Genomic DNA, 7,222 nt, shown 5'->3' on the forward strand with positions numbered 1-7,222 from the left:
CTCATAAGGGCTGTAAAGGGAAAAAGTAGTTGCGAGCAGGGAAGTATAGGAATTGCAATATGTATATTGCTGTCTAAGCCTAGCTGCTATGAAACACCATTTTCTACTGCTGGCCACACTGGCTCTGCGCTTGCCAGTTGCCGCCCAAACGCAACCAAGCACCCTGGCCGATAGTGGCACGTTTGTGCTGCACAAATTCGAGCAGCCCATTGGCAAGGAAACGTACCGACTGACCCGCACCGCGCAGACGCTGACCTACGACGTGGATTTCCGATTTGTGGACCGGGACTCACCCGTGCCGTTGCAAGCCAAACTGGTAGTGACGCCAACACTGGAGCCGGTGAGTCTGGCCATCAAAGGCAGTACCTCGCGCTTTTCCACCATCAACGACACCATTCGAATTCAGGGCCAAACGGTTCGTATTCAGGTGGATGAGAAGGTGGAAACGCGACCACTGGCACCGCTGAGCTTTCCGGTGGCGGGCTATTCGCCGGCTACGGTGCAGATGGTGCTGCTGCGCTACTGGCAGCAGCACGGCCGGCCGGCCAGCCTTCCGATTTTGCCTGCCGGCACCGTCCGCATCACCCACGACGGGCAAGACAAGCTTACTTTCCAAAACAAGCCGCTGGTGCTGGAACGCTACGTGCTAAAGGGCTTGGTGTGGGGCAATGAATTGCTCTGGACCGATCAGCAAGGCCGGCTGATGTGCGTCATCACCAACGACGCCGAAGGCGACAAGCTGGAAATGATGTGGCGGCCTTACGAGAGTTTGCTCCCCACGCTCATCGCCAAGGCCGCCACTTACGGTATGCGCCTGTTCTCGGCGGCCACGGAGGTTTCTGTCACCAAGGTGAACCCAATACTAGCCATTACGGGCGGCACCGTGGTAGATGTAGTGCAGGGTCGCACCATTTCGAATGCGGTGGTGCTTGTTGAAAACGGAAAAATCAAGCAAGTGGGGACGGTGGGCACCGTCAAAATTCCGAGGAAAGCCGAGGTGATTCATGCAGACGGGCAAACTATCCTGCCTGGCCTGTGGGACATGCACGCGCACTTTCAGCAGCCCGAGTGGGGGCCGGCTTACCTGGCCGCCGGCGTGACAACGGTGCGTGATTGTGGCAACGAGTTCAACTATATCAACGCCATTCAGGAAGCCATTGACGCGGGCCAGGGCGTGGGCCCGCACATCCTCAAAGCCGGCATCATCGACGGCGACGGACCTGGGGCGCTTGGTATCGTGCGGGCCAATACGCCCACTGAAGCCGCGCAGGTGGTGCAGCGTTACAAGGCCAGTGGTTTCGCCCAAATCAAGCTCTACAGCTCGTTGAAGCCGGAAATTGTGCGGGCCATCTGCACCGAAGCGCACCGCGTGGGGCTGTCCGTAACGGGGCATATTCCGGAGGGCATGACCATTTTTCAGGGGGTGCAGGCCGGCATGGACCAAGTGAACCACATACAATACGTGGCTATGGCCCTGAAACGCAACCCCGACCGGTCGCTCAACCTGCAAGACACGGCCAGCGCCCGGGTGTTCCGTTTCCTTAAGGAGCATCAAACCGTCATCGACCCCACGGTGGGGGTGTACGAAATGTTTTTACGCTCCACCAAAGACGATATCCATGTGCTGGAACCCGCTTTTGCCGGCTTACCCCAAGCTTTACAGCCTTTGTTTCTGAACATGGGCATGCCGCCCACCGATGCCGAAAAAGCCAGGCCTTTCCAGAAAAGTCTCGTTGCTCTCGTCAAAGCGTTGCATGACAACGGTATTCCTTTTGTGGCGGGTACCGACATGATGTTTCCGGGGACCAGCCTCGCGCGGGAGCTGGAGTTGTACGTGGACGCTGGCCTGACGCCCCTACAAGCCTTGCAAACCGCCACTATCACGCCGGCTCGCGTCATGAAACAAGACCAGCGTACCGGTTCCATTGAAGCCGGCAAGCAGGCCGACTTACTCATCGTCGATGGCAACCCCTTGCAGCGAATACGCGACATCCGCAAAGTGAAGCTAGTAGTGAAAGGTGGCCGAATGTATGACCCCGCCCGCATGCGGCAGCTAGCTGATTATCAGCAGTAAATCAGTTGGTTGGTGCCACGGCTGGAAGGCTAGGCACCTCGAACGCTACTACCTCTCGCACCTCGCCGGGCGCTAGGTTGCCGAGCGAGATGCTGCCGATACGTACCCGCACCAGGCGGAGCGTGGGGAAGCCCACGGCGGCCGTCATCTTGCGCACTTGGCGGTACTTGCCTTCCGTGACGGTGATGCTCACCCAACTGGTGGGGCCGTGCCGGTCGGAGCGGATATGGCGGGTGCGGGGGGGCAGGTCGGGCGGCAAGGAAAGGCGGTGGGCAGCGCAGGGCAGAGTCTGGTACTTGCCTTCGGAGAGGCCAATTTGTACGCCTTCCTGAAGCTGCGTTACGGCTTGGTCGGTGATGAGGCCGTCTACTTGGGCATAGTATTCCTTTTCCACGTCTTTGCGGCGGATTTGCTCGCTTACGCGGCCGTCGGTGGTGAGCAGAAGTAGACCTTCGCTGTGCTCGTCGAGCCGGCCAACCGCCATGGTACCCTCTGGAAAGTCGTGCAATTCACCAAGAAAGCGCTTTTTGCGGGCTTCCGAAGGAAAGTTGCTTATGAATTGGCTAAGGAAGCCGTAGGGCTTATGGACGAGGAAGTGGCGGTGCTCAGGCATGGAGGCGCAAGTTACCGCAGTCCAGAGAATAGGTGGTAAAACACAACAGCGTCTAGGAGTAAAGAAGCAGAAAGAGCTGGCCCAAGAGCTGTTCTTTCTGCTTCTGAAAACAAGTAAAGGGCAATGGTTAGCGGCTGCTGTGGGCCTTGCCCTTGTTGCGGATGTCGGAGGCGCCGGAACTGTGGGAGGATAGCTCTTCATCTACGTACACGTAGGCGTCGCTGGCACCGGAGGCATTAATGTTGGCTTTGTCGCTGCGCAGGTCGGAGGCGCGGTAGTCGCTGCTACCGCTGATTTGCACGCGCTGGCGCTCCACCCGACCGTCGAGGCGAATGTCGCTGGCGCCACTGGCGTCGGTGCTCACCGAGTTGGCGTTGAGGGTCAAGGTCACGTCGGAGGCGCCGCTGGCACTGATGCGGAAGTCGTCGGATTTGATGGGGGTTTCGCCTTTCACATCGCAGGCGCCGCTCACTTCTATGCCGCTGAGCTTGGGCGTAGTAACATACACTTTCACGGGCTTGTTGCGCATCAAATCACTGAGCGAGAACTTCTTGTCTCGGTAGATGGTAAGCGTGTTGCCGGATACTTCCGTTTTGATATACTCCAACACTTCCGGCGCCGCATCCACTTTCACTTCAGTAGTGGACCCCTGACGCAGGTAGAGGTCCACTGCGCCGCTGACTTTCACAGTTTCAAAAGAGTTGACTTGCCGCACTTGTTGGGCCTCGGAAGCGGAACAGGCAGATAAACTAACCAGCGCCGACACGGCCAGCGCATTAAAAAGCGTAAAGGAGTTCATCGGGTTCGAGCTTACAAAGTGAAACGAAGGTTATTACTCTTCTAGATGCGCAATGCGTGCAAGCCGTTGCCTGCCACTGCATATATATTGATTTATATATTGCTTGCAAAGCACTTATCCATGAAACCTATCATAACCGTTCTGACTGTCAATTATAAAAAGCACGTAGCCTCAGCAAAACCACGGCTAGCCATTTTTGCAATGACGGACGCGGCCCCACCGAGGCTACTTTATTGTAAGCTCTTCGCTCCAACCCATGATGCCTGCGCCTTAGGCTCTCGCACCCGCTGAACCAGTGCCACCACAACGGCCCCTAGCAACGCTACCAGCCCAAACGACCAACGCAAGCTAGCAGCCCTCGCCACGAAGCCCACGACTGGTGGTACTACCAGAAATCCGAAATAACCCACCATCGAAACAGCGGCAATGGCCGAGCCAGAGCTAAGCGCCGACGTCCGGCCGGCCATGCTGAACACCATCGGAATCACGCAGGAAACGCCGAGACCCACCAGCACAAAGCCCAGGCCCGCCACCAGCGGCACCGGAACCAGCGCGGCCAAACCCAAACCGCACGTCATGAGCAGGCCACTGTAGTGTAGCATCGGCTTGACGCCAAAGCGGTTGGCTAGCCAGTCGCCGCTGAAGCGGCCGACGGTCATGGCTACCATGTACACCGCGAAACCGATGGTGGCCGTTTCCTTGGACATGTGCACAGCTTTTTCGAAATAGATACCGCTCCAGTCGTACATCGTACCCTCGCACGCCATGGAGGCAAAGGCAATAATCCCGAATTTCAGCAAGGTTTTGTCAGGCAATGAAAAACCTGCTTTGCGCTTCTCCGGGTCGGGCGGAATGTCGAGGGTGCTTGGAAAAAAATACACGGCCACGGCCGTAAGCACCACTGCCACCACCACAAAGTGGTACTTCGGCACCACCCCGGCCGCCACTAAGCCTGTGCCCACAGCCGCGGCCGCAAAGCCCGCCACGCTCCACACGCCATGAAAGCTGGCAATAATGGATCGGTCGTAGAGGGCCTGCACGCCCACCGACTGCGCATTCACCGAAATGTTGAGTAGGTTGCGCGACGAGCCGAAGCAAAACAGCAGCGCCACCAGTTGCCACGTTTCCTGCGCGAAGCCCAACAGCGCCAGCGCCACGTTGTAGAGTACCGCCCCTGCCAGCATCACCTGTCGGCTGTTGAAGCGCTGAAGAAGGATGCTGGTTACGGGCAACGTGAGCATCAGGCCCATTGGCAAAGCAAACAACACCCCGCCAAGCTGCGCTTCATCGAGCCCCAACTGGTGCTGAATGGTGGGAATGCGCGAAGCCCACGTCGAAAACCCAAACCCCGATAAAAAGAAAAACAACGCAATAGCAATGCGCGCCCGTTGAGCCGTAGGGTTTTCCGAAACTTCCGTTGTTGTCATCATAAGCTGCCGACTAGACTGTAAAGCTACTAGCCGTTTGCCGCTATTTGCTAGAGTAAGAGAATGTAAGCTCAGTCTGAAGTCTGGCGTGCTGACATTGCCAAACCAACCGTCCTGCTTGATCTGGCGTCCGCTTGCCGAGGCATCTCGCCCGCATCGTTGCGCAAGCGTCAGAGTTTACTATACGAGTGGGATGCTTCGACTTCGCCTGCAACTTCGCTCAGCATGCGGTCTTTTATAGTTATTATCTGGTTGTTCGATGCTCACTGAAAGTACTTACTGCGGCAGCGTGATTTTAAAGATTTGGAACGGCTCAGTTCGTTGGGGACGAGGAATGTGCAACTGGGAGGTAGTAACGTATAGCCCGCCATCGGGGCCGATAGAGAAGCTGTCGGGCCACTTAAGCTGTTGGTCCCGGACTACAATTTGAAGCTGCCTTTCGGTTGTAAGCCGCGTTACGGCGTTCAACTCTATGCTAGTGAAATACAGGTTGCCAGCCGGATCGAAAATCATTCCATCAGTCGGGCCCGTGTCTCCTAGGGTTTCTACGCGCTGGCCTAGTTGGGCAGCCGGCAACGACTCATCGCGCAGGTATTGCGTCCCGATGCGGTAGAGCGTACGGGCCGTGAGGGCGTGGTAGTAGACGTATTCGCGGTCCGGCGAAAGCGCTATACCATCGGAGTCGAGGGAGGGAAGCTTGCCACTGCGGTTGCGCCACACCCGGCCTTCCACGGTCAGAATCAGGTTCTCGGATTTGGTGGAAGGATGATTGCCGAGCAAGCGGCGGCTCCGGCCGGTAGCCAAGTTCACGACGATGATGGCGCCCTGATTGGAGTCGGTGATGTACGCGAAGTTGCGCTCCGTATCCACGCGCACATCGTTGAGGTAGCTGGTTGGGTAAGCCACCGTTTCGTCGAAATCAATGCGCTGCACCAATTGGCGGGTACCGGCGTCGAACTTCAGCAACTTGGCGCCGCCGCGCACCACTCCCCGCATCTGGGGCGAGCCCGCGTCGAGCACCCACAGAAAGTTGTTGGCGTCGGTGTACACGCTCTGCACGCACACAAAGCGGTTTTGGGCCGGCAACGACGGTTTCCAGTTATTCCAGGTGGTATCAGGAAAAGCAATGGCCTGCGTGCCACGAATTTCAGCCACCGAGTAAGGCACTGTATCGGTTTCCATCCGCGGGAAATTGGCGAAGATGCGGCCATCACGCAGCACGGCCACGCCGGTCCACTGAACTTGCGAAGTAGCAGTCTGGGCTAGCGTTGCCCCGGGTAGAGTGGGGTTTTCGGGTTGTTCGTCGTTGTCGTCGTTGCAGCTGGTTAGTAAGGGCAAGCTGGTTAGGGCAACTAGCAACGGAAGCAAAAAGCGTTTCATAGCAAGAGGAAAGAACAAAGGATTAGAACATTCCCCTACGCAAGGCTAGCGGCAGGAGGTTGAGAGCTAACCTGGCTGGCGCTTGATTTTAAGTATTCATACTCAGTGCGTTTGCGGCTAATACGTAAGTTCAGCTTCTTGCTGTCAGCGTTCCATTCGCCTGGTTTGCCGAACAAGCAGCCAGTTCAAACAAGGCACTTGAGGCCGCGTGATTTTTGGCGGGGTGCACAGCGAATTGCCTGGTCCCACAACCTCACCTGAAGCTGCGCCGTAACAGCCGGCAGCATAGCCACTCGGCTATATCCAACTTTATTAGATGTTTACACTTATGCAGAAGACCCTGCTCTTGCTTTCCGCTGCGGCCACCCTGGCGGCCACCTCTTGCACCCAAGACAAACCCGCCGCTGTTGATGCCGCCACCACGCCGTCGGCTGATACGGCGGTAGTGGCAAGCCGCGACGGTTCCGACACCGCAGCCTACCGCTCCGATGCGGACGCTCTAGCTGCCCGCGTCGCCGAAGACCTCAAACTGACTGATACGGTCGTGGTAACGCGCATCGAGAAAACCTACTACACCCGGGGCCGCCGCCTCAACGAGGCCACTACCCAATATACCACCGATACCACCGGCCGTTACGCCGCCCTGCGGGCCATCAACGACGAAACTGACCAGCAGGTGCGCACCATCATCCCCGACCAGTACGACACCTACACCGCCAACCGCGCCACCTACTACGATGGCACGCCCTATACTACCGCTGCTCCCGCTGCCCCCGTTGCGGGAGCACCCGCTCGCCGCCGCGGACCTGCCATCGAGAAGTACGAGAAGAAGGCCAATGGCGACACGAAAATCAAATATGCCAACGGCAAAACGGTGAAAATCGACAAGGACGGCGACACGAAAGTGGAGTATCCGAACGGTACGAAGG

Annotated in this window: 6 protein-coding genes; 2 read left to right on the forward strand and 4 right to left on the reverse strand. The window is 57.5% G+C overall.

Translation table 11 applies throughout. The annotated features are described in order from the left end of the window. Positions 1 to 88: 88 nt before the first annotated feature. Positions 89 to 2,074 carry an amidohydrolase family protein gene (locus tag ACFE7X_RS05770; protein WP_375434714.1) on the forward strand — a complete coding sequence of 662 codons (1,986 nt, stop codon included), beginning with the start codon at positions 89 to 91 and terminating at the stop codon, positions 2,072 to 2,074. 1 nt (position 2,075) lies between these two features. Here ACFE7X_RS05770 and ACFE7X_RS05775 read toward each other — a convergent pair whose 3' ends face one another. The 4 genes from ACFE7X_RS05775 to ACFE7X_RS05790 form a co-directional block, all read right to left on the reverse strand. Beyond that, positions 2,076 to 2,687, reverse strand: a complete 612-nt coding sequence (locus ACFE7X_RS05775) for a pseudouridine synthase (protein WP_375434715.1) — start codon at positions 2,685 to 2,687, stop codon at positions 2,076 to 2,078. A gap of 127 nt (positions 2,688 to 2,814) precedes the next feature. Then, positions 2,815 to 3,486, reverse strand: coding sequence for a head GIN domain-containing protein (locus tag ACFE7X_RS05780; protein ID WP_375434716.1), 672 nt, complete (start codon positions 3,484 to 3,486; stop codon positions 2,815 to 2,817). A gap of 230 nt (positions 3,487 to 3,716) precedes the next feature. Then, the gene (locus ACFE7X_RS05785) at positions 3,717 to 4,916 is read right to left on the reverse strand and encodes an MFS transporter (RefSeq protein WP_375434717.1); all 1,200 of its coding nucleotides are present in this window, start codon (positions 4,914 to 4,916) and stop codon (positions 3,717 to 3,719) included. A gap of 273 nt (positions 4,917 to 5,189) precedes the next feature. Then, the gene (locus ACFE7X_RS05790) at positions 5,190 to 6,293 is read right to left on the reverse strand and encodes an L-dopachrome tautomerase-related protein (protein WP_375434718.1); all 1,104 of its coding nucleotides are present in this window, start codon (positions 6,291 to 6,293) and stop codon (positions 5,190 to 5,192) included. 328 nt (positions 6,294 to 6,621) lie between these two features. Here ACFE7X_RS05790 and ACFE7X_RS05795 point away from each other — a divergent pair. Further along, positions 6,622 to 7,222 (forward strand): T-complex 10 C-terminal domain-containing protein (locus ACFE7X_RS05795; protein ID WP_375434719.1); only part of this gene is annotated, 601 nt, incomplete at its 3' end.

This window comes from uncultured Hymenobacter sp. (assembly GCF_964242765.1).
Taxonomy (GTDB): Bacteria; Bacteroidota; Bacteroidia; order Cytophagales; family Hymenobacteraceae; genus Hymenobacter.